Genomic DNA, 26339 nt, shown 5'->3' on the forward strand with positions numbered 1-26339 from the left:
CAATCCCCCATCCCTTCATAAACTATTCTGAGGTGATGAAAATGCCCAGAGTCAAATACACGGATGCGGATGTTGCCTTGATGGCGAGGATGATGAGAGCGGAGGCAGAAGGAGAAGGCAAGCAGGGAATGCTGTATGTGGGGAATGTAATTGTAAACCGTGTAAAGGCTGCCTGTTTGGACTTTAAAGATGTGCGCACAGTTCGGAAGGTCATTTTTCAGGTGCAAGGCGGGAATTTTTCTTTTGAAGCTGTCCAAAAGGGGAATGTTTTTTATAACCGGGCGAGATCGGTGGAAAAGAGACTCGCAAAGAAAAATTTGGATTATTGGCGGGAGCACCCGGGCAAGTACGCGCTGTGGTATTTTAACCCTTATGCCCCATGTCCTCCAACCTGGTATGGTCAGCCTAAATCCGGCCAGTACAAAAAACATTGTTATTACGAACCGAAAGCCGGAACGTGTGCAAGTGTGTATAGCGGATAAAGATGAGGATCACCTTGGAGCCCGGTGACGCCTCCACGATTTTAAAAAGCCAGCTCCCCAATGTAGGGGCAGCTGGCGTTTCCGTTGCTTTTTACATGTGCCCCTTTTCGACGTTCAAATCCCGCGTTCCTTCAAATGGAGATCTGTCACCTTCGTACTTTTCGCACCCCAGAACGTGCCCTGCCGCAGCCCCTAATAAAATGTAAATGAAGGATAGTGCCACGTTTTTATCTTGATATATTCTCATTCCTGTGTAAAGGAAATAGAGTCCATAACGTTTACAGCTTCTAATTGAAAAGTATCTTTTTTTGATAGACAGTTCCTGTCATCTTTTTGGCAAGTGACAGTATATACAATCCGTACAGCTTGATTGGTATGGTCAGCTTTAATAAAACTTAAATAACTGTAGGAAACTGCATTTCTTATATCGATGGTCTCCTCAGCGAAGTATCGTGTTGCTCCAGCTTTATTTTCTTCATTATAAGTGCCTTTATAGCCTATAGAGGATGATAACAAACTTAGATTTGGTTCGATTTTTTGAGTACTGGTGTTGTTCTCATATGTAACTTGAGTATCAATGGCAGCACCATCTATTTTTGCACCATATAAAATAGACTCATATTTATTCCCATGCTTTTCATTGCCGAAGTTATCTGATATTACAGCGTCTTTAGGAAATAACATAGTATATCCATTGGTTTTAGATTTGAATTCATAATAACCTTCTTTAACTTTATTAGAAGTTAAATACCCTTTGGTAAAACGATCTTTCAGTGCCGCTGGTTTTGGCGTACTATTATTTCCCTGAACTTGTTTTCCGTCCATTCCGCAGCCTGCAATAATCGATAAACTTATAAATAAAGGAATAGATTTATTGAACTTCAAGCGGAAGCCCCCTAAAATATCACAAATCAATTTTACTTACTACCACATTTTCCCACAGGATAACGATACAAAACAAGAAGATGAGTCATTGAATGTGTTTAAATGGTGACCCTGATTCAAACATGCTTCAGTATGAACCAAGTTTCATTCTCTATTTCAATTAGAAGAATCATTGTTTTTCAATCATTTACTCACCACCCTAGTAAGAGTATTGCGAGCATTCGTTCCTTTTTTGATAGAAAGCAGGAACAATAGCCTCCAATTGAGAGTGGGATCGAACGAAGAATTGGTCAATATCTCCTACATACAATGCGTCCCTCTCCCAAAACAAGGACTTTCTGCCAATTACCCCCATTGGAAATAAATGATAAAATTTTACAGGGTATGAATTTAGCGAAATATGGAAGGTGCTGCTTGTTGGTGCAGCATGAATTTTCGAGGAGGTGCAGGAACTTTGTCGATTGCGAGTCTTCAAGCAACACTCCGGGAAAAAGAGAAGGATTTGAAGAGGCTTCAAAAGTGTGAGAGTGATTTGTATGATCATCAGGAGGAGTTTCTGGATAATAAAGGGCTTGTGATGAAGCCTGAGCTGACGGAGACGACATGGGCTGGGGATCGTTCCGAGCAGTTTGACGGGCTGAGAGAGAGCGGAATGACGGATGCCTATCAGGAAATTGGAATTGACCAGTTTGACGATGTGTTTAAGGCGCTGGGGGATAAAATAGAACAGGTGACGCAGGAGATTAAGGATATGAAGGCTTCCATTGCTTCTCTGGAAGCAGAGGAGCAAAGAAAAGCGGCCGAGGAATCCAGGCTTGCGAGAAAGGGATTGTGAGAGTTTTGACGACAGAGATTAAAATTCAGTATGAGGATGTCGAGAAGGCGATTGCGACGATGAATACAGCGATTCAATCTTTCAACACGGCTTTTCCTGCTTATGTGGGCGGACAGAATGAGATGGATTCAATGGTGAAGATCAACGAATTGAATGATGCCTGCCACAAACTCATTGAGGCATATAAAGAGCTGCTGATGATCAATGCAGCGGCGGCACAGGAATCGGCGAATCAGATGAAGGAAGCGGATGAAACCGTTTCGCAGTCGATTGCCGCTGGAAGGTGAGGGACTGAATGGGAAAACTATTAGACGCAGATGCTTTTCATTCAGGGATTAAGGAAACGAAGGAGAAACTGACCTCTCAGGAAGAGCAGATTAAGGATTTGGAAAGCGCAGCGAAGGGAATTGTGAATCTTGGAGAGGCTTTTAAAGGGGAGAGCGGAAAGGGCATTAAGCTGTTCTATGAAGACCATCACTTGCCGCTTATGTCCAGCTACTCGACCTTCCTGGAAAGCTATAAGGAAACGCTCGGAAAAGTAAAGAGTGCGCTTGAAGCATTGGAGCCTGCCGAGAGCGGGTTCATTCGGAAGAGCTTCCTTGAGCTCCAGCTGAACCAGGACCTCACCGTTGTGAAAGACACTACCTCCGATATGACCGATGAAACCAATGCTACAATTGACGGCATCTCCGATATTGTCGGACTGCCTAAGCTAGACGACAGCACATTTGCAGATAAGGTTGAAAAAGCAAGACAGGAAAAAAATTCAACAATCGAGCTGCTGGAAGAATTCGACCGCGATCAAACAACCGCCCTAACCTCCTTAGAAAAACAGCTTCAAGACGTAAATAAACGGGTAAACGCCATGCAGGACATGTTCCGCTCGGCGGGAATTGATATAATGGGAACAACAGCGGTCCAGACGAATAGCTGCGAAAAGCCGGCGAACACAGAAACAGCAGCAGAGACAGACAAGAGCCTGCTTGAAATCCTGGGAGATGTCTTCCTCGGAATCGGAGAAGCCATCGTCCAGATTCTGACCGAAATTATCGTGGGCCTGTTCGATCTCCTGGCAGCCCTGTTCACCGATCCAATTGGGCTAGCGTACGGAGTTATCACCACCGTGATGAACCTGGATGAAGTGCTCTCCTCCATGGTCGACGCACTCGTCGTTGCCTGGGAGCGGGATTTCATTAACGGAGACGCCAGAAGCCGGGCACGATTCGTCACCTATGGAGTCCTATCGATTTTCGGAACGAAAGGCCTCAGCAAGGTCAGCAAAGCAGGCTCTCTCAGCAAAGTCGGTAAGAAAGTATCCGACGTCGACGATCCGGATGGAGCGAAAAAACCAAAAACCGACATCCCCTACAACGTCATGAACGCGGAGCAGCTGTTCAACGAAATGAAAGAAGCCGTCGTCCGCAACGTCACCAAGATGACAGACCATGCCGTAGATCTCGTGAAATCCAAGGTCATGAAAACCGCCGTTCAGCTGAAAGTGCTCAGCGGGAAAATGGCCGACATCATCCAGACTGCCAAGAACGTACTTAACCCTCAAAAAATCAATAAAGCCCTAAAGGGGACCTACGATGAAATGGTGAAAGGCCCGCTCGTGGACACCAAAATGGCGATCATAAACGGCCTGGAGAAGGCGAAGGAATTCTTTACCCTACCCGCCAACATCAACGAACGCCTTGCAGAAGCCGCAGTTGGGGTTGGCAGCGGGACCCGGACTGCGATGGATCGGGTTAAGGATGTTGTGGAGGAGATCGGAGAGAATGTTTCGGAGATTGTGGTTGGTGGGGGTAAGGGTATAGATAATGCTAAAGATATAACCAAATTAACTGTCGATGATATACCAACTGCAAAGAGTGGAAACTTTAATAAATTTTTCAATTCCCTTACAAGTAGTGAACTAGACGAACTTTGGAAAGATAAAAAGATTAGAAAGAAAATTGAACGTCAGCTTAGAGAACCTGGAGGTTTACATGAGTGGCACTTAGTTTCAAGAGCGCCGCAATTTAAGCATTGGAATATTAGTGCTGAAGAGATAAAAGATTTACGAACAGCTATATCTGATGTTAAATTCGTCAATCCAAACGGTGTTCATGGTGGTTTAGGCTCGACTAAAGCGCATAATGAATTGTTAGCAATAATAGATACTTCTAGCGACTATAATACATTTGTAAGACGACTTAATAATTGGGCTAATTATAGACTAGAGGGTGGGGTTTCATCTTTACCGGAAGGTCTAAGATTAAAGTAGGAGGATACTATAATGGAAAAACAAGGATGGGTTTCTATTTGGTTAGGGAATATTAAAGATGAGGACTCTATAGGAGAGTATGTAGATTTAACGTATGATGAGGATGGCGAGTCTGTCCCTTCCCAATTCTTTATCGATTTTAATATTGATATGGATGAAACAGATGAGGATACTATAGAAAAAGCTGTTCATAAGTATAATAGTAGTGATATTTCAGCATTATTATATGGGTGTTCGTATGAAGAAATTGTTATCCCGAAAATCCAGAAAAGTATAGACCTAAAGAAATCATATAATGCAGTAATTTTAATATATAATTTTGAATATAACAATGAAATTAGTTCAACTGGTGCTTTTGATTTTATTGCTACTACAAATTATGAATAAGAGAACTCTTAAAGGTTCTAATTAGTAAGTCAAAACTTCAAGATGGTTGTACCGTTATGTAGACATGAAATGAATAGATGAACTTTAAAGCACTTGATTGTCGATTGAAGGCAATAAGTGCTTTTTATTTTAGGTTAAGAATAAAACTGCTAGAGTAGAAATTTGGAAGCGTCGGGACGGTACTCACGCTTCCTTTTGGGATTTTAATACAAACAATATAACTCGGGCCGCATCTCCCATCTTGTCGGACTGCCTAAGCTTGACAACACCACATTTGCAGAATAGCTGCGAAAAGCCGGCGAACACAGAAACAGCAGCAGAGACAGACAAGAGCCTGCTTGAAATCCTGGGAGATGTCTTCCTCGGAATTGGAGAAGCCATCGTCCAGATTCTGACGGAAATTATCGTGGGCCTGTTCGATCTCCTGGCAGCCCTGTTCACCGATCCAATTGGGCTAGCGTACGGAGTCATCACCACCGTGATGAACCTGGATGAAGTGCTCTCCTCCATGGTCGACGCACTCGTCGTCGCCCGGGAGCGGGATTTCATTAACGGAGACGCCAGAAGCCGGGCACGATTCGTCACCTATGGAGTCCTATCGATTTTCGGAACGAAAGGCCTCAGCAAGGTCAGCAAAGCAGGCTCTCTCGGCAAAGCCGGCAAAAAAGTATCCGATGTCGACGATCCGGATGGAGCGAAAAAACCAAAAACCGACATCCCCTACAACGTCATGAACGCGGAGCAGCTGTTCAACGAAATGAAAGAAGCCATCGTCCGCAACGTCACCAAGATGACAGACCATGCCGTAGATCTCGTGAAATCCAAGGTCATGAAAACCGCCGTTCAGCTAAAAGTGCTCAGCGGAAAAATGGCCGACATCATCCAGACTGCCAAGAACGTACTTAACCCTCAAAAAATCAATAAAGCCCTAAAGTGGACCTACGATGAAATGGTAAAAGGTCCGCTCGTGGACACCAAAATGGTGATCATAAACGGCGTGCAAAAGGCGAAGGAATTCTTTACCCTTCTCGCCAACATCAACGAACGCCTTGCAGAAGCCGCAGTTGGGGTTGGCAGCGGGACCCGGACTGCGATGAATAGGGTTAGGGATGTTGTGGAGGAGATTGGGGATAATGTTTCGGAGATTGTGGTTGGTGGGGGTAAGGGTACGGGTAAAGTTGCGGGGCTTAAATCCCGAAAATTATCTTCTGAACAACTTGAATTAGATTGGCTGGCTGACAAGTATACTGCTGTAGAAGTAAAAGGAACAGTTAAAATTGGTGGAAAGGAAGTAGATGTATCGAGAAGAGTGTACCAAATTGAGATTGATAAAAATTATGTACCTAATAATCCGAAGGCACTAGGAAAGTCGAATGGAGAATTAATGAAAAAGGGGAAATCTCCATATATTGTAAAGGATGGAGTGGAAAGTAAAGTTGAATTACACCATTTCAAAAAGAACCTGGTGGAATGGTCGAAATTGCGGAGTTAACTCATGATAAATACGATTCGACGTTACATGGTTTGGTTGAAAATGGAAATAGTTTTAGAAATAATCCAGAACTTGAAAAAATGTATAATAATTTTAGAAGTAACTATTGGAAAATGCGTGCTAGTGAATAATAGGAGTGAGTTTAATCTATGGATGAAAGAATTATTAAGATGATCGAAAATTATGGTGAAGAAGATGATTTTTTTGGAGAAGTATCAGAAGAATATATTAATAAGGCTGAAGAAAAACTTAGAGTTAAATTTCCTCGAAGTTATCGTGATTTTATAAAAAAATATGGTTCGGGGGGGATATGTGGAGTTGAGCTTGAAGGTGTTCAGGATAATTTAGGAGCATCTGTAGTTGATGCAACAGAGAGATGGAGAAAATTAGGGTTGAATATGAACTTAATTGTTTTAGAGGACTCGGGAGAATTTGCTAGATGTATGTATTGTGCAGATATTAATGATGACAGAGTATTTAGTTGGGAAAGGGGTGGGACAAATTTACACCCAAGATATAATACATTTGATGACTATGTAATAGACATATTTCAAGAAGGAATTGATAACTGGTAAAAAACAATGAGGTTAATCCAGGGGATACTTATGAATCAATGAATCAATTAACGGACCCGTACCAACTCTTAAGTTTATGCAGTAGTAATGACCTACAAAGGTGTCATACTGTTAATATAAATCTTACAAATTTATGCTACTTAAAAATATATGAACTTCAAGCACTTGATTGTCAACTAAAGGCAGCGAGTGCTTTTTTGTAAGGAGTCACTGCTTTGGACAACAACAAAATAACTGTATGAAATTCATAACTCATGAAGGTAGTACCATCATGGAGTATTGATTTATATATTTGGATTTTGTGAGAAGTACGATAAACAGTCGAGATGACATTTTAAGTGACAGGAAGACTTATGATACTGCAAAACCCATAAACTAAAGACAATGACAAAGCTCGTAATGCTAAAGATGGTAACAATACGGATACATAAAGATAGTGAATAATAAAATATGAAGATTTTTGAGTGAGACAATAGGAATGTGATTTGTTTGAGAATCGAAAGCTCATGATGGTTGTACCATCATGGAGTATCGTGTTAACACTTGGAGGAACTGAACAAGAACGATATATGGGCGAGATGACATTTTACATGACAGGGGTAGTTATGACATGGAATAAGATGATTCGCTGGACTGACAAGTATTTTCCTGAGTTTGCACAGGTGTTTCCATCCTTCGGGAAAATGGCGCTGGCTGCGCTGGAAATGACTCCGTTTCAGAGAAGGAAATTCAGGAGTTAAACGAGCAGCTAACAGCCCTGCTCCAATTGTCTGTGGAGTATGAGTTTCTCCAAACGGTACCCGGTTTAGGGGATGTCACCATTGTAGAGCTTTTGTCCGAGATCGGCAGTTTCACGCATTATCAGCACCCACGCCAACTAGTCAAACTCGCGGGGTTAACGCTGAAAGAGAATTCCTCCGGTCTTCACAAAGGACAAAAGCGCATTTCCAAACGGGGAAGGCGAAAGCTTCGAGCCCTTCTCTTCCGAGTAATGATGCCGATGATTCGTCACAATGAGGCGTTTCGGAAGCTGCATAAGTATTACACGACAAGGCGGGAGAATCCGCTCAAGAAAAAGCAGTCCATTGTGGTTCTATGCGGAAAGCTGTTGAAAGTGCTTCACGCCCTTAGTACGAAGCACATGGTGTTTAATGCGCAGCGAATGATCCAGGACTTCACCCAGGTCAGGCAAGCCGCCTAATTTCTTCTTCCGATTAAATCACAAGGATGACACGGAGAAGCTGGCATATCCATTCGACCTCGGTCCCTATAGGAGCTTCGCCAGCCTCTGCCTTATGACTAGACCGAACGAAGGAATGTAGGCACACGGATGCTAAGAGACATGGGAGGGTACATCATCATAAGCAACGCAGAAATCCAATGTGCATCACATACTGAGTTCAGCTCCACCAACCAGATATACCCAGTGGAGACCACGAAGTGTACCCAGCACCTGTCTTAGAATCACATATTTTATAAATCCTGTTAGGGATTGTGTCGAAAAATATTTTTTTGAGACCCCATCAGCGGCTTAAACCGTTGATAGATCAACATTTATATAGGGAGGTAGTAAAATTATGAATGATCATGTATCAATATGGATTGGGAATTTTGGGAGCAAGGAAGAGTTAATGAATTATACAAATGTTGAATATACAGAAGATGGAGACAGTATTTCTTCAGTTTTCGAAAAAGACTTTAACTTAGATTATTATGATCGCGATTTAGTAGAAAAGAAATGGATTAGTAAATCGACAAACAGTGTGAAGGATTTATTAGATGGATTTTCTTACTCAGATCAATTTTTAGAACAATTTGATACTATAAACTATAGTGAAGAATTTAATTCTGCAATACTGATTTACAATATGGAATATGATGCTAAAAAAATAAAGAGTAAATATAAAAATAGTGAATTGAAATTTATCGGTGTCGCTCAATATACAATAATTGTTGATGATAGATGGTGATTTTTTAACCAAAAAGTATGTAACTTAAATTAAGCGAATTAAAGACCTTAAGTGGCTCAATGCCTTTCAAGGTTTTTTACATCAAGAACTTTATGATTTAAAAAATAACATTTTTGAATCAAATGTTTTTGAAGTCATTAAATCACCGGAAGCGTCGTGACGGTACTCACGCTTCTTTTTAGGCTATATAGAATAGATTAAGCCCCCACATATTAATACAAACAATATAACTCGGGTCGCATATCCCATCTTGTCGGACTGCCTAAGCTTGACAACAACACATTTGCAGAATAGCTGCGAAAAGCCGGCGAACACAGAAACAGCAGCAGAGACAGACAAGAGCCTGCTTGAAATCCTGGGAGATGTCTTCCTCGGAATCGGAGAAGCCATCGTTCAAATTCTGACCGAAATTATCGTGGGCCTGTTCGATCTCCTGGCAGCCCTGTTCACCGACCCAATTGGGCTTGCCTACGGAGTCATCACCACCGTGATGAACCTGGATGAAGTGCTCTACTCCATGGTCGACGCACTCGTCGTCGCCTGGGAGCGGGATTTCATTAACGGAGACGCCAGAAGCCGGGCACGATTCGTCACCTATGGAGTCCTATCGATTTTCGGAACGAAAGGCCTCAGCAAGGTCAGCAAAGCAGGCTCTCTCGGCAAAGCCGGCAAGAAAGTATCCGACGTCGATGATCCGGATGGAGCGAAAAAACCGAAAACCGCCATCCCCTACAACGTCATGAACGCGGAGCAGCTGTTCAACGAAATGAAAGAAGCCGTCGTCCGCAACGTCACCAAGATGACAGACCATGCCGTAGATCTCGTGAAATCCAAGGTGATGAAAACCGCCGTTCAGCTGAAAGTGCTCAGCGGGAAAATGGCCGACATCATCCAGACTGCCAAAAACGTCTTAAACCCTCAAAAAATCCACCAAGCCATAAAGTGGACTTACGATGAAATGGTAAAAGGCCCGCTCGTGGACACCAAAATGGCGATCATAAACGGCGTGCAGAAGGCGAAGGAATTCTTTACCCTTCACGCCAACATAGCAGCAATAAAAAAATTAGGGTTAGAGAAGAAGATATTTTGGTGGCCGGAGTGATGATCATGGAAAAAATTGAACAAAGCGAGCTTGATTCATTAATAAACGACCATAATAAATATATTGATTCCGTTCAAAGAAATGAGCTAGAAGGCAATAGGTTAATATTAGATGGAATAGATTTCTCAAACAATAACCTATCAGAGTTGAATTTTTTAGATGTTTACATTACAGACTCCTTTTTCAAAAACCATGTCTTTGAGAATACCAATTTTGGAGGAGCCAAATTATATGGCTGTAAGTTAAACCATATCGTTTTCAGAAAAGCAAACTTTGGTAAGGCTGAAATGAATTATAGCCATATTGCAGACTGTGCTTTCGATGAAAGTGACCTAATTAAAGTAAATTCTTTTGAAACTTATTTTGAAAATGTGAATTTTACAAGCTGTATAATAGATGATTTTTTTTCAAATAGTAAAATTAATCAGGTTCAGTTCGAAGACTGTAAGTTCGGGGGAGTAGAATTTTGGGAGTGTGTAACTAACAATATCAAATTTAAAAACCATCCCTTTAATGCTAATGATCATATAAAAAGAATTAATAAGGGAACTTTGGAACAGCCAATATTTGTTGATGGAAACGAGGCAATTAAAGTTTTTATAGAGAGTTGCAACGGCTGTATAGAAACCTAAGGTTTTGCTTATCAAAACACATCAAGCTTGGTGATGAGGTAGAGGTGAAGATCACCCCAAATTACAAAGGTAATTCACAAAGTCCAGAAAGTTTTGACATAAAGTATAAAATTGGTGATGATGAATGGGAACAATGTTAAGGGAGGGAGAAAGCTAGTTGAGTGAAAAACAATTTCATCGATTTTATCAACAGATAGCAGAGATTGTCGTAGAAACTATTCCAGAAGAATGGTGTAAGGTTTATTTATACGGCGAGGTCGTTGAAGGATCTCAGACTGCTTACTTCTATTATCTTCCGGAAGGTAGCGATAACGCTATATACAGTCATGAGATAACTGAATTATTTACAGTTACCGAACTTGAATACTCAGAAAAATGGCACAACTTGATTGGTATGATTCAAGAACTTTGGAAAGCTTTTAATAAAAATGGTCAAGAACCTTGGACAAATTTCACTATGATTTTTGATAAGGTGGGAAAGTTTAAAGTTGTTTTTAATTATGATGAACTCTCAAATAGAGATCCTCATGAAAGAAAAACTATCTGGAAATATGAGAATCTTGGCATTATCCCCAAAAGCAATTCAGGGAAAAAATATTTAGAGAAGCATATTTCCATTAATGAATAATTATTATCTAAGGCAATTAAATAAGGGCTAGGAGAACAGGACCCTAATCTCATCTAAATCTAGAATGCTGGTGTCTGTCTCTTATCAATTTGATCGAAAGGCTCTGTAGAGTTAATTTCTGCAGAGCTTTTTTTCCGCAACTTGGAGTATTGAGAGAGGAGACAGTCGAATTAGTAAAACATTTCTGAGGAAACAGGTGGTAGTAACCTTAAAAAAAATTGAAAATAAGAAAAAAACTGGAACGCTCAAAACCACCGCAAATCAAAAGTCATGAAAACCGCTGTTCAGCTAAAAGTGCTCAGCGGAAAAATGACCGACATCATCCAGACAGGCAAGAACGTATTGAACCATCAAAAATCAATAAAGCCCTAAAGTGGACCTACAATAAAATGGTAAAAGGCCCGCTCGTGGACACGAAAATGGTGATCATAAACGGCTGCACACTTAGAAAAAGATGTTTCAGAAGAAGAACAAAAACACCCAAAAGATTACCCTTCCAAAAATCCGGGTATCTGGAATTAAAAGGGATGCAAGTTTCCTGAATACTACTTTTACCCGGAGGGATTACAATGGCAATGCTGAAGGTTGGCAATGAAAATGATGCTCCAATTGAACTGTATTATGAAGATCATGGAACGGGGAAACCGGTTGTGCTTATTCACGGCTGGCCACTGAGCGGGCGCTCTTGGGAGAAACAGATTCCTGCTTTGGTTGAGGCGGGCCACAGAGTGATTACATATGACCGCAGAGGGTTTGGGAAGTCCTCTCAGCCTTATAGCGGATACGACTACGATACCTTTGCAGCGGATTTGAATCAATTGCTTGAGCGGCTGGATCTTCGGGAAACGACGCTTGTTGGTTTTTCGATGGGCGGCGGGGAGGTTGCGCGTTACATCAGCACATATGGAACAGACCGGGTGAGCAAAGCGGTATTTGCTGCGGCAGTTCCTCCTTATCTTTACAAAGCTGCGGATAATCCTGAGGGCGGCTTAGATGATGGGGCTATTGAAGAATTTCAAAATGGTGTGAAGGGCGATAGAATTGCGTTCCTCGATACGTTCACACAAAATTTCTTTGCAGCCGGCGACAAGACGGACCTTGTCAGTGAGCCGTTCCGCCTTTATAACCGTGACATTGCCGCCATGGCATCTCCTAAGGGAACGCTTGACTGCATCACCGCTTTTGCGAAAACAGATTTTCGGGGGGACTTGGAGAAAATCACTGTTCCAACGATGATTATCCACGGCGATTCAGATGGGATCGTTCCTTTAGAAGTAAGCGGCAAGCGGACGCATGAGATGATTCCGGGAAGCCAGCTTGTACAAATTAAAGGTGCGCCTCATGGTTTTAATGCAACACATGCGGATGAGTTTAACCGTGCTTTGGTGGGCTTTCTTCAGTCTTAAAGCATTGTAGAGAACAGGGGAAAAACCAGTTTGGAATCCAAACTGGTTTTTTGCTGCTGTTGATAAAGCTGCAGCGGGCAGTAAGGGCTATACAGTTATTGCGGCCCTCTTATTTGCTGAAAATCAAGATCGATTGGGTGAAAGTCCAGAGTGATTAAGTGTTTTCATGGCAGCGGGAAATCTAAAGAAAACGAGAGGCACACCTTTTGGCGTCCTAGCCCCGTGCAGACTGGAGAATCTTCTGTTTCACCGCTTCCGTAACTTCTTTTGTACTGGATGTCCCCCCGATATCGCGGGTTTTGATACCTGCTTCTGTTACGTTCTCAATGGCATCCATGAGGGTCTGGCCGAGCTCTTCATAGCCGAAGTGATCGAGCATCATCTTTGCGGTCCAGAGCTGACCGATAGGGTTTGCGATTCCTTTTCCTGCAATATCCGGAGCCGATCCATGAACGGGCTCGAACATGGATGGATAGCGGCCTTCAAGATTGATGTTGGCCGACGGGGCAATCCCGATGCTTCCCATGATGGCGGAGCCTATGTCTGTTAGCACATCCCCAAATAAATTGCTGGCCACGATGACATCGAAGTCAGCCGGTTTCGTTACGAAAAAGGCAATATGAGAGGACTGCATGTCCACATGGGGGTATTCGCCTGCTACGGACTTGGTCACTTCATCCCAAAAAGGCATGGAGTGGACGATGCCGTTTGATTTGGTCGCGCTGACTAAGCGGTTGTCCCGCTTTTCTGCCAGCTGAAACGCATATCGTATGACCTTCTCTGTTGCTCTTCTTGTGAAGACCGCGTTCTGGATTGCCACCTCATGCTCGCCCTGATGGATGCGTCCTCCAACTTCACTGTATTCACCTTCGCTATTTTCCCGGACGACGACAAAATCGAAGCTTTTTGGATTGGCCAGGGGGGAAGCAATGCCCTTCAGCCTTTTGGCAGGACGGACATTTACGGAAAGCTCGAATTCCCGGCGGATCTTGATGAGCATCCCCCATAATGAGATATGATCAGGAACAAGGGCTGGGTTTCCAACAGCACCTAAGAATAGCGCCTCAAACTGGCGAAGGGTTGTCATCGCGTCCTTTGGCATCATAACTCCATGTTCACTATAATAATCACAGCTCCACGGGAAAGAGGAGAAGGAAAACCGGAGCCCTCCATGGGCATCAGTGAGCGTGTGCAGGACATCCTTTGCCGCTTCAGTGACTTCGATCCCGACGCCATCTCCCGGTAATGAGGCTATTTCGATTTTTCTCATCTTTGTCACGCTCTTTTCCTATGATTTAAAGGCATCAGGCAAGATATGCAGGTCCACTCCCCAAAGTAAAGGCAACAGCAGATATACAGCCCCGGCAATGAGAATGACACAGAAAATGTTGACCCAGAATCCATTTTTTACCATTTCGGTGATTTTCAGCTTGCCCGTCGCAAAGATGATGGCATTCGGCGGGGTTCCCACAGGCAGCATGAAAGCGCAGTTCGCTGCCATGGCGGCCGGGACCATAATCGCATAAGGATGGACATTGATCGCCACGGCCAAAGAGGCAAGTACGGGCAGGATCATGGTTGCCGTTGCTGTATTGGACGTGATTTCTGTCAGGAATAATACAAACATCGTCACGACGATGATCATGACGAGGAAGTTGACCCCATCCAGCACCTTCAATTGATTTCCCAGCCATTCAGCGAGACCCGTGGAGCTGAATCCTCCGGCGATCGCAAGACCTCCTCCAAATAGAAGAAGGATGCCCCAAGGAATGTCCTTAGCGACACTCCAGTCCAAAAGCCGTCCGCTTTTATTCTTCGAAGGAATCAAGAAGAAAAGAACCCCGGCCGTGATGGCAACCATTGTATCATCGATGCCTGGAATAATGTCTTTCCACAGGAATGATTGAGAAATCCACATGAAGGCCGCGAAGATGAAAATCACGCTGACAGCCTTCTCTTCAAAACTCATGCGGCCAAGGGCACGTTTCTCGTTCTTGATGAGTTCTTTGCCGCCTGGAATCTTTTTAATCTTCACTGGATGAGAAACTTTGATCAAGTAAATCCAGGTAGAGAACAAGAGCAGGATGACGATTGGGACGGCAAACAGCATCCAGCTTCCGAAGGAAATCTGCACCCCGTACAGCTCTGATACAATACCGGCCAGAATAATGTTCGGCGGTGTGCCGATCAAAGTCCCAAGTCCCCCGATCGTTCCTGCGTAGCCTATAGCAAAGATGAGCACCTTCGAGAACTTTTCCTCTTCAGCCGACAGGTCTTCCTTGCTTCCTTTCAAAGCTTGGGATACTTGGTACGTGATGGCCGTCCCGATTGGAATCATCATCATAACGGCCGCTGTGTTGGAAACCCACATGGAAAGGAATCCGGTAGCAATCATGAACCCGAGGATGATATTCGAAGTGCTGGTTCCGACAACCGATATGATATTCAAAGCAATCCGCTTATGAAGGTTCCATTTTTCCATGGCAAGGGCAATCATGAAGCCGCCAAGGAACAAGAAGACGATGGGATTTCCGTAGCTTGCGGTGACATCGTCCATTGGGAGGGCATTCGTAACAGGTAAAAGAGTGATAGGCAATAAAGAGGTAGCGGGGATCGGGATTGCCTCGGTGATCCACCATGTAGCAACCCAGAGTGTGATGGCGAATACCATTCGCCCTTCATTGCCCAATTCTGACGGAGTGAAGAAAAGAATGGAAAGCACAAAGAGCAGCGGGCCAAGAATCAATCCGATGATTTGCCCTTTTTTATAACTCCGGTGTTCTGGATTCTTATCATTGGATTCAATAGAATTCGTTTCCTTGCCCGGTAACGTTTTTCCCTTTCTGCTTGGAATGGCGAATGAAATCAATTGCTTCGTTCTGTCATGAGCCTTCCACATGGACTCCCATACTGTTGTTGTATTAATAATGTTCCCTCCTCTTGTGCTGTTTTATTGAAGCGCTTACAATGTCGACAGATGCTATAGTAATCGTACAAATTATACCGTTCACGCGTCAATGTTTTTATCAAACTCTTATATGGTTGAATGATGTTAAAAAAGGTCTGAAATGTTGATTGCGGGGTGAACAGTTTGGACAGGGATTGCCAGGGGATATTTTGGTAAACAGGCCAGACTGGCGAATCCCGGACAATGGTGAACGTCCCCTGATTAGATCTGCCTTTCCTTTATAAGAATAATCTGATTATTTCTCTTTAACATGCTGTTTTTTTTATCAGGGTACCGACTGAGGTAAAATATTACAAAAAACAACATAGGAACTAAAAAAATTACAGCTTGAAAGATCGTTTTAATAAATCCACGCCAATACCCTCCGTTTGAGTGGATTAAAAAATATCCATTTAACAGGAGCGAGACAGGGATTAAAAGCATGGCGATAGAATACATCAAAAGGGCCCCTCTGTTAATCCAGATTAAGTTCCGGTACGCCTTTTTGTTATCAGAGCTGATTTGTTCCTGACGCAGCTGCCTGATTTCATTGCCTATGTATGGGTAAATGTGGAATAGTGAAAGCAAGGCAGTTCGTGCACCGGGATCAGCTTCGAATGCCTTAGGAAATTTATAGGATGTATTTAAATGCTGTTCTTTCCCCTTTTTTGAAAAAACGGGTCTGATTTTAAGAAATACAAGAGTAAACGGTATAAGAAATATAAGACCTGAAAAGGTTAACGGATAAAAAAGTCCTGCTCCTATTAAAAATATTATACTTATGAGCAGAGTAAAAAGGATGACGGCAAGAATAACATTCAGGTGCAGAAGCATGAGCCCCCGGGCTTTGTTTTCAAGTGTGTCTGAGCAAAAGAGCAGCTGCCAGCTTTCTTTAATGTCAGCTCGGATCTCCGTAATTGCGTGTTTTACTGTTTTCACCTTAAACTCGTTCCCTTCCGGTTCTATTTCTTATTTTTACCCATAGTAAACTTTCCCTTTATTTAACAATAAAAAACGAAATTTATAAAAAAAAAGTCAGCTTGTCCAGTTTGGGAAAGCTGACTTATCAGATATTAAATTAAATTCCCCTCAACCCTGTCCCTTTTCAAAATTCAAATCCCACGTAATCCCAAACGGGTCTTCGACTTTCGCGTATCTTGCACCCCAGAACGTGTCTTCAAGCTCCATACGGACGGTTCCTTTTTCTTTGAGTTTTGCGTAGAGGGTTTCAATTTCCTCATCGCTTTCAAGCTCCAGTACAAGGGCTTGTTAGAGCCGCTCGTAACGGAATCGCCAGGGAAGGAGTCGGACGCCTTAAAGAATAGGGGGCCTTTAGTTAATTTCGCATGCATGATTCGTTCGTCGGCTTCCGGCAGTGTCGGGAAGTCCGCCTGGCCGAAGGTTTGTATTTCGCTGATTTCTCCTGCGAATACATCTTTGTAGTAATTCAATGCTTCTCTTGTGTTTCCATTAAATGATAAATAAGGAACAGCTTGATGCTTCATCTCGAACTCTCCCTTAAATTTAATGGATTAAAAGAATGGGTACGACTCCATATTCGTTTTCCTCCAGTCGTTTTCCTTCCATATTAAATATATTCGATCGAGAGAAAAGGGTCATGAACGTTTGTTTGGTTATGCCGGCAGATTTTCAGTCTTGCTTGACTGAAAAAAGAATTGGAACTACTATTATTTGTAAGCGATTACATAACGTATAGTAATACAGCAGTCTATTACTATATAAGGGGGCTTTCTCCCATGTCTGAGCCCATTAAAATTCTTTCCCCGTGCGGCATGCTAGGCTACGGTTTTCCAGCTGCTTCATTTTTGAAGGGACTGGAGCTGGGTGTTCATGCCATTGTTGTGGATGCCGGTTCAACCGATGCAGGTCCTCATAAGCTTGGTGCCGGGGTCAGCATCGTGAGCAGGCGGGCCGCTAAAAAGGATTTGGAGCTGATGATTGTAAACGGCGTTCTGGGTAAGATTCCGGTTATCATCGGTTCTGCCGGAGGTGCCGGGGCGAGGCCCCATCTGGATTGGACGCTGGATATCATTCATGAAGTTCTGAGCGAGCAGTCATTAGCCGCAAAAATCGCCGTGATTCCGGCAGATATTCCCAAGGATTACGTTATGGAAGCATGCCTGAATAGTAAGACGAAGCCGCTTTCGCCGAATATTCCGCCTCTCACTGCCCAAGCCATTCTTGAAACGGAGAACATCGTTGCGCAAATGGGGCATGGACCGATTTTAGAAGCTTTGCAGAATCATAGCGATATTATTGTCTGCGGCCGGGCGTACGATCCATCTCCCTTTGCAGCCGTCGGAATTTTTTACGGCAAGGATCCCGGCCTCAGCTACCATCTTGGTAAGATATTGGAATGCGGTGCGCTCTGCGCCGAGCCGGGGACGACGAAGGATAGCATTCTTGGAACCTTGGGAGACGATTCGTTTACGGTTCAGTCCTTAAATGAAAGCCGGGCCTGTACCCCGGTCAGTGTGGCCGCGCATACCTTCTATGAGAAGGAGCATCCGTATATTCTTCATGGACCTGGATTTATTCTGGATTTGCAGCATTGCCGGTTCGAGGAGAAGGAGCCTGGTGTTGTGGAGGTTAAAAACAGCCAATACAGGGAGTCCGATACTTTTTTCATTAAGCTTGAGGGAGCGAGAAGGATCGCCTACCGGACTTTTGTGCTTGCGGGCATCCGGGACCCGCTCCTCCTTAAGAAATTAGAGGAAGTGGAGGAGCAGGTGAAGAGGCAGACGGGAGAGTATTATGAAGAGGTAGATTCAGAGGATTATGAGATTCGTTTCTTCCATTACGGGAAAAACGGAGTTCTTGGCGACCGCGAGCCGGAACCGTTCACGGGGCATGAGGTTGGCGTTATGTTTGAGGTGCTGGCGTCTACTCAGGAGCTGGCGAGCAGTATATGCGCGACCGTCCGTTCCACTTTTCTGCATTACGGCTATGAAAATCGAAAATCAACAGCCGGCAATCTCGCCTTCCCGTTTGCACCCAGCGATATTGAATTTGGACCCGTTTATGAATTTTCCATCTACCATCTGATGGAAGTGCCAAGGGATTACTTTCAAGTCTATTATACGGAGCATCGGAGGTAACAGATGGCCTCATTATATGAACTGGCGAAAATCATCCGGAGCAAAAATTCCGGTCCCTTTGAGTTAACACTGGATATCCTTTTTGAATCAGAGTCTTTGTATGAACGGGTGAAAAAATCCGGGCGGATCACCTGTGAGACCCTTTCACGCCTCTATGGTATGGAGGAGTCGCATATCCATCATCTCGTTTTTTTTGATCAGGCACTCGGCATCAAAATTACCATGGCGCGGCCGGTTTCTTCCGGAACGGCCGGGGACCGGGATGTGTATGGGGCACAGCAGCACGCCCTGCTTTTCCAGATTGACATCCCCTAGTTCTCCATCCTTAACAGGTTGACGAAAGAGCAAAACATGATGAAAAATCCAACCATACTATACCGCCTGAAAAGGAGCTGGCCGGCGATGTTTCAAAAAAAGTGGAAGCTGATGAAGAGAGACTGGGTTCTTTATGCGATGCTGATTCCGGCACTCATCTATTTTATTACGTTTCATATTTTTCCGCTGATTGGCATGAAGCTTGCTTTCCAGGATTACCGAATCCTCGGCGGACATGAATGGGTGGGGCTGAAGCATTTTGACGTGCTGTTCAGCTCTCCCGCTTTTTTAACCGTCCTCAAAAACACGGTCATCATCAGCACAATGAAAATGATTCTCTTTTTTCCGGTCCCGATTCTTCTGTCTATTCTTATTAACGAGGTACGCAGCGGAAGGTTCCGGAATTCCGTCCAATCGATTATTTATCTTCCTCATTTTCTGTCCTGGGTCGTCATCGCCGGAGTCTGGATCAGCCTGCTTAACCCGGAAGACGGAGGAGTTAATCTGATCCGCGGCTTTTTTCAGCTGCCGTCCATTGATTTTATGACGAGCAAAGACCACATCCGCTGGGTGCTGGTTTTCTCGGAAATTTGGCGAAGTGCCGGGTGGGATTCGATTATTTATCTGGCGGCCATCATGAAAATCAGTCCTGCGCTTTATGAGGCAGCGAAGATCGATGGGGCATCCAGCCTGCAGCAGCTTCGGTATATTACCATCCCCGAGCTTTCAGGAACGATTGTAACGGTGTTTATACTGAATCTTGGGTTTTTCATGAATGCCGGCTTTGATCAGGTATTCAACCTAATGAACAACTCTGTCATTTCCGTCATTGATATATTGGATACGTATGTATACAGGATTGGTTTAGTAAACGGACAGTACTCGTACGCAACTGCCGCAAGCTTATTTAAAGGCATCATTGGAATGGTGCTGATTCTGGGAACTCACTTTATTTCGAAACGGGTTACAGGAAGAGGGGTGTGGTAAGGATGAAGAAGCTCACGCCATTCTCTGTAACCGTATACATTCTTTTGGTGCTGCTGTCTGTTTCCGTATTGATTCCGGTTCTGAATCTGCTTGCCAAGTCGTTTTCGGACCCCTTGCAGGTACAGGCTCTCGGCGGCCTGGATATTTTGCCGAAGGGATTTTCGCTCATTAATTATCAGGTGCTGTTTTCCAACCCGCTTATCGTTCGAAGCATTTTTAATACGATTTTCTTAACGGTTGCAGGCACGGCGCTCAATCTCCTTTTAACGGCGATGGCAGCGTATGTGCTGTCGAGAACGTATTTTCCAGGCAAACGGGTGGTGCTCGTTTTGCTGATTATCATTATGGTTTTTGAGCCGGGGCTGATTCCGGAATATTTGCTGGTCAAGGATCTGGGGCTTTTAAATACGTATCTGTCTCTGATTTTCTATAAAGCCATTAATGTGTATTATCTGTTCATTCTGATCCGCTTTTTCCAGGACGTGCCGGACAGCATTCTTGAAGCGGCAAGAATGGATGGCGCAGGCCACTTTAAAATCTTCACACAAATCATGCTTCCGCTGTCGAAGCCGGGCCTCGCTACTCTCGGGCTGTTTTACGCGGTTTATCACTGGAATGAATATTTCCGGGCCACGATTTATATTACAGATCCGAATAAATGGCCGCTGCAGGTCGTGCTTCGTCAATTTGTCGTTCAAAAGGACAATGCTTCGCTGCTCGGTACGCAAAATGTTCTCTCCTATGACCAGGTAGCGAGCCTTGATTTTTCCTCCCTTCAAGCGGGAATGATCATTCTTTCCATGGTGCCGATTCTCATCCTTTATCCGCTTATTTTAAAATTTTACGCGAAGGGGGCATTTGAAGGAGGTGTAAAGGATTAAACGGGGGCTTAAAAATGAAGAACAAGGGGGAGAAGGGAAATGAAAAGAAAGCTGGCAGCATTATTTGCAGCCGCGATGCTGACGCTTACAGCCGCGGCGTGCTCGGGTGAGGAAGCTTCAACGACCGACAGTAAAAAGGGAACCATTAAACTTGTGCTGAAGGATGAAGATCCATCCAATCCGGCCACAAAAAAGTATTTCAGCAATCTGGAGAAGGCGCTGAAAGAGGATGAACAACTGGACGTGAAGTTTGAGCTTGTGCAAATGCCTCAGGGCAACTATGCTGAAAAGCTGAACCTGCTTTTATACAGCGGCGACATCCCGGATATGATTTATTTTCAAGGCGGGGACCAGCAAATTTCCGGGCAGGACCTGCTTGAAGATTTAACCCCTTATCTGGAAAAATCGAAGCATCTAAAATCCATTATGGAGCCATACAATGAAAAAAGGATGAAAAATTATCCGTACTTGCTTTGGATCAAGCCGCTTGATTTGAAGACACCCGTCATCCGCAGTGACTGGTTCAATCAGCTCTCTTCATCGAAAGCACTGATGGCTGACCCAAGTCCCGAAAATTATAAAGCGTTTTTCAAAGAGCTTGTAGAGAAAGCCCCGGGCGGCGGGAATCCGAAATACGCGATCACTGCAGCAGGCGATATTGCCGAGCTTGATTCCATCTTTAATATGGCGTTCGGCATCAATCAAACGTGGCTTGAAAAAAGCGATGGCACCTATGAATACGCAAAGGTTTCAGAAAAAGAAAAAGCAAAGCTTGAGTTCTACAGCGAGCTGTATAAAGAAGGGCTTCTCGATCCGCAATTTGCAACAAAGCAATGGGATACGAAGGAAAAAGCGTTTTATGACGGCGAAGCCGGGGTGATCACCGGTACGAACGGCAAGGTCATTGATATTTACAACGGAAAAATGACACAGGTAAATGGAAAAGAAGCAGCGCTTACGGTCCTTCCGCCGTCAAAGGGAGAATTCCAGGGCTACGGGGCGACGGATGTATCAAAAGAGTCACGGGGAATTGCGATTTCCTCCCAGTCAAAAAATAAAGAGCTCGCATTTAAAGTGCTGGATTACCTGGCAAGTCCGGAGGGCCAGATGCTTGACCGGATCGGGTTTGAAGGGGAGCATTATCAGCAATCCGGTGATCAGCTCGAGCTAACAGAAAAATATTACAGCGAGTGGTATGCGAGATTTTGGGAGCCTGCAGCGTTTGAAACAGAAAAGCCTATGAAAACCCCGCTTCTATCTGAGCCTGCCGAGGAATCTGCGAAGCTGGTCCGGGACTATTACAGTGAGGATAACAAAGTGATGCTCGATGAAGAGGCATCGGCTAAATGGGATGCAACCGAGAACCTGTATAAGGAATTTTCAGCGGATGTAATCACGGGAAAAAGGCCGGTCAGTGATTTTGAGAAGTTTGCAGAGGACTGGGAAAAAGCCGGCGGGGCGGAGATCACGGAGTTTGTTAACGGAAAACTGAAATAAGGAGTTCGATAGATGATTCCCTTTATATCGCGCGTTAGAGGCTCGATTTTTGCCGCCGCTCTGGGAGATGCTCTCGGGGCGGCCGTTGAGAAGCAGTCGTATGAGGAAATCAAAGAACAGTACGGCCGGGTAGAGTCCCTTTTAACCCCCTGGTATAAAACAGGGACAGCCGCCGCTTTAGGAAAAAGGAGGGGTTCGGGCATTGTCACCGATGATACACTCATGATGTGCGCCCTTATGAAGGTTTATGAGAAAGAGGAAAGGCACCTGGACGCCTATGATCTCGGCAAGGAGTTTATGAAGGAGATCGCGTTCCGGGAGACCTATATTCCTGAGTTTGGCAGAAAGGCACTCTTAATGGAGCGCCTTTTTTACCCGGAGAAATATTTGTTTACACGGCACGTTCTCGCCAACTGCGAGCCAAGGGAGGGCGGCATCGGGAATATGGTCAATTGCGGAGCAGCCATGTACATCGCTCCGGTCGGAATGGTGAATGCAGGGGATCCGAAAGGGGCTTACGACGAAGCGATTCTTTTTGCGATGGGCCATCAGAACAGCTATGGTCTGGAAGCGGCGGGAGTTCTGGCAGCGTGTGTCGCAAGAGCTTTCGATCAGGATGCCACCGTAGAGGAGATCGTCAAAACAGCCGCTGCTCTCGCAAAGGATGGAACAAAAAAGGCGATTGAAGCCATGACAGAAGAGGCGGGCCGGCTGAGGGAGAAGGGTGCCGGTATGGACGAGGCCGTGTCCGCCCTGCAGAAAACAATCGAGCCGTTTTCACCGATGGGAAATGATGTCCACCGTATGGATTCGAAAACAGGGATCCCTTCAAATCACTATACGCCGAGCCGTTTGTTTTCCATAGAAGAACTGCCGATGGCCCTCGCTTTTATCGTGTTGAACGACGGGGCTTTTTACCCTTCTATATACGATGGGATTAATTCAGGCAGAGATACGGATTCTATTGGAGTCATGATCGGCGTCATCCTCGGAGCGATGTACGGAGAAACAGCGATCCGCGCAGAAGACGTGCAGCTGCTTGAGGACGTAAACCAATTGAATTTAGCAGACCGCTGTGAGAGGTTTGCTCAAACGGCGAAAAAAATAATATGGAAAGACCTTGAACTGCATACCTATAGAAAGAAGCACCTGACCTAGAAAAAGGGAGGGGTCTGATTGCAGAGTGAACAGTACCTCGAAAAGGTATATGCAGGGTTTCTCGGAATGAATATTGGAATCCGTCTGGGGGCGCCGGTTGAGCCGCGCGAATGGACCTATGAGAAGATCCGTGATGTTTACGGAGAAATTACGGGGTATTTAAAGGACTACCGGATTTTTTCAGCGGATGACGATGCGAACGGTCCCGTGTTTTTTATACGAGCACTTTATGATGATGCCACAGGCCGTGCGCTGGTGCCGCAGGATGTCGGAAACGCCTGGCTCAATTATTGCCGTGAAGGCATCGGAATGCTGTGGTGGGGCGGAGAAAGTGTAAGCACCGAGCACCGTGCTTACACCAACTTGAAAAAGGGAATCCCTGCACCGGAATCCGGTTCAGTTGAGCAGAACGGCCTCATCCTGGCTGAGCAGATTGGCGGCCAGATCTTCATTGATACGTGGGGTCTTATTTTTCCAGGGGAGCCAAAGAAGGCCGCCGATTATGCGGGAAAAGCGGCCAGTGTCTCCCATGACCGAAATGGAATCTATGGAGCAAGGTTTATTGCTGCCTGCATTGCCAGTGCCTTTACCGCGTCCTCCATGCAGGAAATCATTGAAAGCGGATTGTCTGCAATTCCCGTTGACTGCGAATATGCTAGGCTTGTACAGGCGGTTAAGCATTTTTACGAAAAAAACCCGGGGAACTTCCGAATCGGCTATCACTATGTTGAGGAATATTGGGGCTATCATAAATATCCGGGCGAATGCCACATCATTCCGAATGCAGGTATTTGTATGCTGGCCCTCCTTTACGGAGAAGGGGATTTTGCCAAAACGGTGGAAATTGCAGTGATGTGCGGGTGGGATACGGATTGCAACGCTGGAAACGTTGGAACAATCAGCGGAGTGTTTGGTGGCCTCGATGGCATTCCGCGCCGCTACCGGGCTCCAATCAACGATGTAATCGTCGCCTCAAGTGTATCCGGCTATTTAAATATCGTAGATATTCCTACCTTCGTAAAAGAGCTGGCGCTCCTTAAATACGAGCAGGAGAGAAGTCAGCCGCCGGTCATCCTGAAAAAAGCGGTTAAGCAGGGAGAGGTGTATTTCGATTTTTCACTGCCCGGCGCTACCCATGGCTTCAAAACAAACAATCCGTTTAAAACCATCTTAAGGCATACACAGGGAAAAGGGTTTCAGCAGCCTGGCTCGCTTGAAGTGCTCTTTGACCGGATGACATCAGGCGACAGCAGCAAAATTTATTGGAAGCCCTTTTACCGAAGAGCAGAATTTAACGACGAGAAATACAAGCCCGTCTTCTCTCCAAAGGCCGTCAGCGGGCAAACAGCCGCCTTCCAAATCTTCCTGGATCAATGGCGGGGCCAGCCGCTCCACCTCACTCCTTACATTCGTACCACCTTTGCCCAAAAGGACCTTGAGCTTCCCGTCATCTGTCTTGAAAATCAGGCATGGAACAGGATTGAATTCAGGATTCCTGATACGGAAGGGGATTTGATTGACGAGATTGGCTGCAAAATCAGCAGTCCCTCTCCTGTTTATAACCGGGCATTCGGAAAACTGTATTTAGATGAGTTTCACATTTTCGGCCCAGCCTGCTGCACAATCGACTTTTCCAAGCAAAGCAAAGAATTTCAATCCGTCACCCCCTTTGCGCATCACCGGGGAAGCTGGGAGCTTAAAGGAGATGCTTTACTCTGCAGAGCGGAGGGGAACTGCTCCTCCTACACAGGAAACTATTATGCAAAAAACTACAGCTGGTCAGCTGAATGGACCGCCCTCGAAGGAGAGAGCCACCTCCTGCTGTTCAGGGCCCGGGGAATTATGCGCCACTATCTGGCAGGCTTTGACGGAAAGGGCTTTGTTTCCTTGTACAGAAACGATTTTGGGCTGGAGAAATTGAAAACGGTTTCGTTTGAATGGGAGCTTGGAAGAGCCTATCATATAGAAATTAACTGCTCTGGACCGCTATTCACCTTTTTAATAGACGGGACCCCGATCCTGCAGGGTGAAGACGGGCGGTTTGCGTATGGCATGTTCGGAATGGGGTTTTTACAGCCTGGTGCGGCCATGATCCGGAGCATGACCATAAACACGAGTGAAAGCATTTGACTGTCAGCAGCCAAATGCTTTTTTGTACTTGTCAATCATTGGATGAAAACATGACTTTTTTATCATTTAGAATCTAAAGCTATTTTGGTACTGTTTTATATAGATGATTTAGGTTTTATTTCCATGTGCGGAAGCTTTATACAGCTTTGAATATCAGCCTGGTAAGCTTTAAAAACTATTTTTACATAAAAGGAAAAAATTAATGTATTAGGGTTATTTATCAAATAAGATAAAAATTTGGAAAAATAGGTTTTTATGCCCCGTAAAAAGGTAATAGGGAAAATACGAAAAGTTTGCAGAGGTGACGAAATGGATACAGGGCAGGTATTAGCATTAGCAGGGAAATATAGTGCCGCGGCTGACGAAGTGGAAAGTTCCGCTCATAACCTGAAAAACGCATTAAATGTGCTGTCATTAGACTGGAGCGGCAAAGGAAGAGATGAATTTATTTCAGAATTCGAGGAGACCCTTCAAGCCTTTACAAAGCACGCGGAAGATTGCAGGGAAACAAGCGAGGAACTGAAAAGTGCAGCGGCGGAAATCGAGAAGGTAAACGAAGAGAAAAAGAGATTGGAAGAATTGAGAAGACAGGCAATGATCAATGCAAAATTAAACGATACATTCGCATAAGGGGAAGGAGCTTAA

Annotated in this window: 26 protein-coding genes and 1 pseudogene; 23 read left to right on the forward strand and 4 right to left on the reverse strand. The window is 44.6% G+C overall.

Annotation, left to right across the window (positions count from 1 at the left end; translation table 11 throughout):
- Positions 1-41: 41 nt before the first annotated feature.
- Positions 42-482 carry a cell wall hydrolase gene (locus ACQCVE_RS08450; protein ID WP_426862430.1) on the forward strand — a complete coding sequence of 147 codons (441 nt, stop codon included), beginning with the start codon at positions 42-44 and terminating at the stop codon, positions 480-482.
- A 243-nt stretch (positions 483-725) separates the two neighbouring features.
- Here the strand turns inward: ACQCVE_RS08450 and ACQCVE_RS08455 are convergent, their stop codons facing one another.
- Positions 726-1367: a hypothetical protein gene (locus tag ACQCVE_RS08455; protein WP_426862432.1), complete on the reverse strand. Its 642-nt coding sequence runs from the start codon at positions 1365-1367 to the stop codon at positions 726-728.
- 454 nt (positions 1368-1821) lie between these two features.
- On the opposite strand from ACQCVE_RS08455, the gene ACQCVE_RS08460 reads away from it, so the two are divergent.
- From ACQCVE_RS08460 to ACQCVE_RS08525, 14 genes and pseudogenes are all read left to right on the forward strand, one after another.
- Positions 1822-2202, forward strand: coding sequence for a YwqH-like family protein (locus ACQCVE_RS08460; protein WP_426862434.1), 381 nt, complete (start codon positions 1822-1824; stop codon positions 2200-2202).
- Positions 2199-2489 (forward strand): YwqI/YxiC family protein, encoded by a 291-nt coding sequence (locus tag ACQCVE_RS08465; RefSeq protein ID WP_426862435.1) that lies wholly within the window; start codon positions 2199-2201, stop codon positions 2487-2489. The genes ACQCVE_RS08460 and ACQCVE_RS08465 overlap by 4 nt, the downstream gene beginning before the upstream one ends.
- A gap of 8 nt (positions 2490-2497) precedes the next feature.
- The gene (locus ACQCVE_RS08470) at positions 2498-4468 is read left to right on the forward strand and encodes a T7SS effector LXG polymorphic toxin (protein WP_426862437.1); all 1971 of its coding nucleotides are present in this window, start codon (positions 2498-2500) and stop codon (positions 4466-4468) included.
- 12 nt (positions 4469-4480) lie between these two features.
- Positions 4481-4855 carry an immunity 22 family protein gene (locus ACQCVE_RS08475; RefSeq protein ID WP_426862439.1) on the forward strand — a complete coding sequence of 125 codons (375 nt, stop codon included), beginning with the start codon at positions 4481-4483 and terminating at the stop codon, positions 4853-4855.
- A gap of 259 nt (positions 4856-5114) precedes the next feature.
- Entirely contained in the window at positions 5115-6347 is a 1233-nt protein-coding gene (locus tag ACQCVE_RS08480) for a hypothetical protein (protein ID WP_426862441.1), read from the forward strand.
- A complete protein-coding gene (locus tag ACQCVE_RS08485) occupies positions 6326-6478 on the forward strand; it encodes an HNH/ENDO VII family nuclease (RefSeq protein WP_426862442.1) in 153 nt (50 codons plus the stop codon). The genes ACQCVE_RS08480 and ACQCVE_RS08485 overlap by 22 nt, the downstream gene beginning before the upstream one ends.
- An 18-nt stretch (positions 6479-6496) precedes the next feature.
- Positions 6497-6922, forward strand: a complete 426-nt coding sequence (locus tag ACQCVE_RS08490) for an SMI1/KNR4 family protein (RefSeq protein WP_426862444.1) — start codon at positions 6497-6499, stop codon at positions 6920-6922.
- Between the two features lie 614 nt (positions 6923-7536).
- Positions 7537-8123 (forward strand): annotated as a pseudogene (locus tag ACQCVE_RS08495) (transposase); the annotation flags it as partial.
- 376 nt (positions 8124-8499) lie between these two features.
- The gene (locus tag ACQCVE_RS08500) at positions 8500-8892 is read left to right on the forward strand and encodes an immunity 22 family protein (protein ID WP_426842884.1); all 393 of its coding nucleotides are present in this window, start codon (positions 8500-8502) and stop codon (positions 8890-8892) included.
- A gap of 268 nt (positions 8893-9160) precedes the next feature.
- Positions 9161-9994 carry a hypothetical protein gene (locus ACQCVE_RS08505; protein ID WP_426862446.1) on the forward strand — a complete coding sequence of 278 codons (834 nt, stop codon included), beginning with the start codon at positions 9161-9163 and terminating at the stop codon, positions 9992-9994.
- A gap of 5 nt (positions 9995-9999) precedes the next feature.
- A complete protein-coding gene (locus ACQCVE_RS08510; RefSeq protein WP_426862448.1) occupies positions 10000-10626 on the forward strand; it encodes a pentapeptide repeat-containing protein in 627 nt (208 codons plus the stop codon).
- On the forward strand, positions 10602-10766 hold the full coding sequence (locus tag ACQCVE_RS08515; protein WP_426842881.1) for a DNA/RNA non-specific endonuclease: 165 nt from the start codon (positions 10602-10604) through the stop codon (positions 10764-10766). The genes ACQCVE_RS08510 and ACQCVE_RS08515 overlap by 25 nt, the downstream gene beginning before the upstream one ends.
- Before the next feature lie 17 nt (positions 10767-10783).
- Positions 10784-11254 (forward strand): antitoxin YezG family protein, encoded by a 471-nt coding sequence (locus tag ACQCVE_RS08520; RefSeq protein ID WP_426842880.1) that lies wholly within the window; start codon positions 10784-10786, stop codon positions 11252-11254.
- A 569-nt stretch (positions 11255-11823) separates the two neighbouring features.
- Positions 11824-12660 carry an alpha/beta fold hydrolase gene (locus tag ACQCVE_RS08525; RefSeq protein WP_426862450.1) on the forward strand — a complete coding sequence of 279 codons (837 nt, stop codon included), beginning with the start codon at positions 11824-11826 and terminating at the stop codon, positions 12658-12660.
- A 214-nt stretch (positions 12661-12874) separates the two neighbouring features.
- On the opposite strand, the gene ACQCVE_RS08530 is transcribed toward ACQCVE_RS08525, so the two are convergent.
- The 3 genes from ACQCVE_RS08530 to ACQCVE_RS08540 all read right to left on the reverse strand — a co-directional run bounded on the left by ACQCVE_RS08530 (position 12875) and on the right by ACQCVE_RS08540 (position 16864).
- Positions 12875-13930: a tartrate dehydrogenase gene (locus tag ACQCVE_RS08530; RefSeq protein ID WP_426862452.1), complete on the reverse strand. Its 1056-nt coding sequence runs from the start codon at positions 13928-13930 to the stop codon at positions 12875-12877.
- 18 nt (positions 13931-13948) lie between these two features.
- Entirely contained in the window at positions 13949-15559 is a 1611-nt protein-coding gene (locus ACQCVE_RS08535) for an SLC13 family permease (RefSeq protein ID WP_426862454.1), read from the reverse strand.
- Positions 15560-16696: 1137 nt separating this feature from the next.
- Entirely contained in the window at positions 16697-16864 is a 168-nt protein-coding gene (locus ACQCVE_RS08540; protein WP_426862653.1) for a VOC family protein, read from the reverse strand.
- A 500-nt stretch (positions 16865-17364) separates the two neighbouring features.
- On the opposite strand from ACQCVE_RS08540, the gene ACQCVE_RS08545 reads away from it, so the two are divergent.
- The 8 genes from ACQCVE_RS08545 (at position 17365) to ACQCVE_RS08580 (ending at position 26324) form a co-directional block, all read left to right on the forward strand.
- On the forward strand, positions 17365-18726 hold the full coding sequence (locus ACQCVE_RS08545; RefSeq protein ID WP_426862456.1) for an acyclic terpene utilization AtuA family protein: 1362 nt from the start codon (positions 17365-17367) through the stop codon (positions 18724-18726).
- A 3-nt stretch (positions 18727-18729) separates the two neighbouring features.
- On the forward strand, positions 18730-19041 hold the full coding sequence (locus ACQCVE_RS08550; protein WP_426842874.1) for a DUF4387 domain-containing protein: 312 nt from the start codon (positions 18730-18732) through the stop codon (positions 19039-19041).
- 87 nt (positions 19042-19128) lie between these two features.
- Positions 19129-20028 (forward strand): ABC transporter permease, encoded by a 900-nt coding sequence (locus ACQCVE_RS08555; protein WP_426862458.1) that lies wholly within the window; start codon positions 19129-19131, stop codon positions 20026-20028.
- A gap of 2 nt (positions 20029-20030) precedes the next feature.
- The gene (locus ACQCVE_RS08560; protein WP_426862460.1) at positions 20031-20909 is read left to right on the forward strand and encodes a carbohydrate ABC transporter permease; all 879 of its coding nucleotides are present in this window, start codon (positions 20031-20033) and stop codon (positions 20907-20909) included.
- Positions 20910-20948: 39 nt separating this feature from the next.
- Positions 20949-22406 carry an extracellular solute-binding protein gene (locus ACQCVE_RS08565; RefSeq protein ID WP_426862462.1) on the forward strand — a complete coding sequence of 486 codons (1458 nt, stop codon included), beginning with the start codon at positions 20949-20951 and terminating at the stop codon, positions 22404-22406.
- Between the two features lie 12 nt (positions 22407-22418).
- Positions 22419-23564: an ADP-ribosylglycohydrolase family protein gene (locus ACQCVE_RS08570; RefSeq protein ID WP_426862464.1), complete on the forward strand. Its 1146-nt coding sequence runs from the start codon at positions 22419-22421 to the stop codon at positions 23562-23564.
- 18 nt (positions 23565-23582) lie between these two features.
- A complete protein-coding gene (locus tag ACQCVE_RS08575; RefSeq protein WP_426862466.1) occupies positions 23583-25694 on the forward strand; it encodes an ADP-ribosylglycohydrolase family protein in 2112 nt (703 codons plus the stop codon).
- 309 nt (positions 25695-26003) lie between these two features.
- Positions 26004-26324: a WXG100 family type VII secretion target gene (locus tag ACQCVE_RS08580; protein WP_426862467.1), complete on the forward strand. Its 321-nt coding sequence runs from the start codon at positions 26004-26006 to the stop codon at positions 26322-26324.
- Positions 26325-26339 lie beyond the last annotated feature (15 nt).

The organism is Metabacillus sp. 113a, from assembly GCF_050107635.1.
Classification (GTDB): domain Bacteria; phylum Bacillota; class Bacilli; order Bacillales; family Bacillaceae; genus Metabacillus_B.

Coding starts and splice junctions, on each gene's coding strand:
- ACQCVE_RS08450 (WP_426862430.1), top strand. CDS start 42: ATGCCCAGAGTCAAATACACGGATGCGGATGTTGCCTTGATGGCGAGG.
- ACQCVE_RS08470 (WP_426862437.1), top strand. CDS start 2,498: ATGGGAAAACTATTAGACGCAGATGCTTTTCATTCAGGGATTAAGGAA.
- ACQCVE_RS08475 (WP_426862439.1), top strand. CDS start 4,481: ATGGAAAAACAAGGATGGGTTTCTATTTGGTTAGGGAATATTAAAGAT.
- ACQCVE_RS08485 (WP_426862442.1), top strand. CDS start 6,326: ATGGTCGAAATTGCGGAGTTAACTCATGATAAATACGATTCGACGTTA.
- ACQCVE_RS08490 (WP_426862444.1), top strand. CDS start 6,497: ATGGATGAAAGAATTATTAAGATGATCGAAAATTATGGTGAAGAAGAT.
- ACQCVE_RS08500 (WP_426842884.1), top strand. CDS start 8,500: ATGAATGATCATGTATCAATATGGATTGGGAATTTTGGGAGCAAGGAA.
- ACQCVE_RS08510 (WP_426862448.1), top strand. CDS start 10,000: ATGGAAAAAATTGAACAAAGCGAGCTTGATTCATTAATAAACGACCAT.
- ACQCVE_RS08525 (WP_426862450.1), top strand. CDS start 11,824: ATGGCAATGCTGAAGGTTGGCAATGAAAATGATGCTCCAATTGAACTG.
- ACQCVE_RS08530 (WP_426862452.1), bottom strand. CDS start 13,930: ATGAGAAAAATCGAAATAGCCTCATTACCGGGAGATGGCGTCGGGATC.
- ACQCVE_RS08535 (WP_426862454.1), bottom strand. CDS start 15,559: ATGTGGAAGGCTCATGACAGAACGAAGCAATTGATTTCATTCGCCATT.
- ACQCVE_RS08545 (WP_426862456.1), top strand. CDS start 17,365: ATGTCTGAGCCCATTAAAATTCTTTCCCCGTGCGGCATGCTAGGCTAC.
- ACQCVE_RS08550 (WP_426842874.1), top strand. CDS start 18,730: ATGGCCTCATTATATGAACTGGCGAAAATCATCCGGAGCAAAAATTCC.
- ACQCVE_RS08555 (WP_426862458.1), top strand. CDS start 19,129: ATGTTTCAAAAAAAGTGGAAGCTGATGAAGAGAGACTGGGTTCTTTAT.
- ACQCVE_RS08560 (WP_426862460.1), top strand. CDS start 20,031: ATGAAGAAGCTCACGCCATTCTCTGTAACCGTATACATTCTTTTGGTG.
- ACQCVE_RS08565 (WP_426862462.1), top strand. CDS start 20,949: ATGAAAAGAAAGCTGGCAGCATTATTTGCAGCCGCGATGCTGACGCTT.
- ACQCVE_RS08570 (WP_426862464.1), top strand. CDS start 22,419: ATGATTCCCTTTATATCGCGCGTTAGAGGCTCGATTTTTGCCGCCGCT.
- ACQCVE_RS08580 (WP_426862467.1), top strand. CDS start 26,004: ATGGATACAGGGCAGGTATTAGCATTAGCAGGGAAATATAGTGCCGCG.